Source organism: Oleiphilus sp. HI0066, assembly GCF_001635725.1.
This window is the reverse complement of record NZ_LWFH01000188.1, coordinates 1-567: the sequence shown is the minus strand read 5'-3', so window position 1 is coordinate 567 and position 567 is coordinate 1. Positions and strand designations below refer to the sequence as shown.

The following is a 567-nucleotide window of genomic DNA, read 5'->3' as shown; positions in this document are numbered from 1 at the left end:
GAGCATTACATAGAACGCTGGAATCAGCATGGTGGCAAACACAGCGTTCGCGATCATTCCACCCATGACTACATAGCCAATCGAGTGACGACTCTCTGCGCCTGCACCCGACGCGATTGCTAGAGGAATAACTCCCATCGTAAACGCAAGTGCGGTCATGACCACTGCACGAAAACGCAACAATGCTCCTTCTGTAGCGGCTTTGAGAATCGATAGCTTTTCGTCATCACGTTTAAATTTCTCAAACTCGACAATCAAGATCGCGTTTTTCACAGAGAACCCGATTAATAACACCATGCCCACCTGACCATATAAGTCAAAAGGTTGCCCAGTAATCAACAAGGCTATGAACCCACCAAGAATAGCAATTGGCGCAGCTAACATAACTGAGATTGGAATCGCCCAACTCTCATACTGTGCGACAAGAAACAGATAAACAAAGATCAAAGCCATACCAAACAAAATTGGCGCAAGACCTCCGGCCATGATTTGTTGCAATGCAGAGCCTGTCCACTGTCCCTCATAACCATTCGGCAAAGCGGACGAAGCCAAGCTCTCAGCTGCTCG

1 protein-coding gene is annotated in these 567 nt (G+C 47.6%); it reads right to left on the bottom strand.

Going from position 1 to position 567, the window contains the following annotated elements; translation table 11 throughout:
- On the bottom strand, positions 1-567 hold a 567-nt coding region (locus A3738_RS03015; RefSeq protein ID WP_197473541.1), incomplete at both ends, for an efflux RND transporter permease subunit.